Below are 2,116 nucleotides of genomic sequence, written 5' to 3'. Positions count from 1 at the left end.
ACATACCGCCGAAGCTGTGGCACTCACACAATGACTTCGCCAGGATCTTTCGGGGTTTTGGTGCAGGTGTGTGGGTGGGTAGGGGAGCGTCGTGCCGGGGGTGAAGCAGCCGAGTGATCGAGTTGTGGACACGGCACGAGTGAGAATGCAGGCATGAGTAGCGAAAGAAGGGTGAGAAACCCTTCCGCCGGATGACCAAGGGTTCCAGGGCCAGGCTAATCCGCCCTGGGTGAGTCGGGACCTAAGGCGAGGCCGAGAGGCGTAGTCGATGGACAACGGGTTGATATTCCCGTACCCGCGTAGGAGCGACCCTGATGAACCTCGTTGTGCTAACCACCCAAACCATCCAAGGTCTTCGGACTGCGGGTGGGGAGCGTGGGAACCTGGCGGGTAGTAGTCAAGCGATGGGGTGACGCAGGAAGGTAGCTGAGCCCGGCCGGTGGTTGTGCCGGGGTAAGCGTGTAGGCCGGTGTGTAGGCAAATCCGCACGCCATTAAGGCTGAGACGTGATGCCGAGCCGATTCAGGTGAAGTCAGTGATCCTATGCTGCCAAGAAAAGCCTCTAGCGAGTTCCGAGCGGCCCGTACCCCAAACCGACACAGGTGGTCAGGTAGAGAATACCGAGGCGATCGGGCGAACTGTGGTTAAGGAACTCGGCAAATTGCCCCCGTAACTTAGGGAGAAGGGGGGCCGGAGACGTGAAGCCCCGCGCGGGTGGAGCGTTGTATGGCCGCAGAGAGCAGGGGGAAGCGACTGTTTACTAAAAACACAGGTCCATGCGAAGAAGTAATTCGATGTATATGGACTGACGCCTGCCCGGTGCTGGAACGTTAAGGGGACCTGTTAGCTCTTTCGGGGGCGAAGCGGAGAACTTAAGCGCCAGTAAACGGCGGTGGTAACTATAACCATCCTAAGGTAGCGAAATTCCTTGTCGGGTAAGTTCCGACCTGCACGAATGGCGTAACGACTTCCCCACTGTCTCAACCACAGGCCCGGCGAAATTGCATTACGAGTAAAGATGCTCGTTACGCGCGGCAGGACGGAAAGACCCCGGGACCTTTACTATAGCTTGACATTGGTATTTGAATTAGCTTGTGTAGGATAGGTGGGAGCCGGTGAAGTCCATACGCCAGTATGGGTGGAGGCAATCTTGAAATACCACTCTGGTTGATTTGGGTATCTAACTTCGGACCGTTATCCGGTTCAGGGACAGTGTCTGGTGGGTAGTTTAACTGGGGCGGTTGCCTCCTAAAAGGTAACGGAGGCGCCCAAAGGTTCCCTCAGCCTGGTTGGCAATCAGGTGTTGAGTGCAAGTACACAAGGGAGCTTGACTGTGAGACTGACAGGTCGAGCAGGGACGAAAGTCGGGACTAGTGATCCGGCACTTGCGTGTGGAAGCGGTGTCGCTCAACGGATAAAAGGTACCCCGGGGATAACAGGCTGATCTTCCCCAAGAGTCCATATCGACGGGATGGTTTGGCACCTCGATGTCGGCTCGTCGCATCCTGGGGCTGTAGCAGGTCCCAAGGGTTGGGCTGTTCGCCCATTAAAGCGGTACGCGAGCTGGGTTTAGAACGTCGTGAGACAGTTCGGTCCCTATCCGCCGTGCGCGTAGGATACTTGAGAAGGGCTGTCCCTAGTACGAGAGGACCGGGACGGACGAACCTCTGGTGTGCCAGTTGTCCCGCCAGGGGCACGGCTGGTTAGCTACGTTCGGAAGGGATAACCGCTGAAAGCATCTAAGCGGGAAGCTCGCTTCAAGATGAGGTATCCCACCATCCTTTGGGTGGGTAAGGCCCCCAGCTAGACGACTGGGTTGATAGGCCGGAAATGTAAGCCCGGTAACGGGTTCAGTTGACCGGTACTAATAGGCCGAGGACTTGACTACTAAGCTGCTACGCGTCCACTGTGCAACTCTAGACAAACGAACAACACACCCGTATGTGGTTGTGGTTGTTTGACATGTCGATAGAGTTACGGCGGTCATGGCGGAGGGGAAACGCCCGGTAACATTCCGAACCCGGAAGCTAAGCCCTCCAGCGCCGATGGTACTGCACTCGGGAGGGTGTGGGAGAGTAGGACACCGCCGGACATTCTTTCCGTTCAGGGCCACCCC

The 2,116-nt window shown here is 57.0% G+C and carries 2 rRNA genes (1 of these 2 cut by a window edge); both read left to right on the top strand.

The features are described from left to right. A 23S ribosomal RNA gene (locus ABZS42_RS31785) occupies positions 1 to 1,888 on the top strand (it extends 1,326 nt beyond the left edge of the window). 87 nt (positions 1,889 to 1,975) lie between these two features. Further along, positions 1,976 to 2,092: ribosomal RNA gene (rrf, locus tag ABZS42_RS31780) — 5S ribosomal RNA — on the top strand. Positions 2,093 to 2,116: the final 24 nt, after the last annotated feature.

The sequence above is a fragment of the Micromonospora sp. NPDC005367 genome (assembly GCF_040606825.1).
Lineage (GTDB): Bacteria > Actinomycetota > Actinomycetes > Mycobacteriales > Micromonosporaceae > Micromonospora.
Note: the sequence above shows the minus strand (reverse complement) of the source record. Positions and strands in the feature narration are given on the sequence as shown.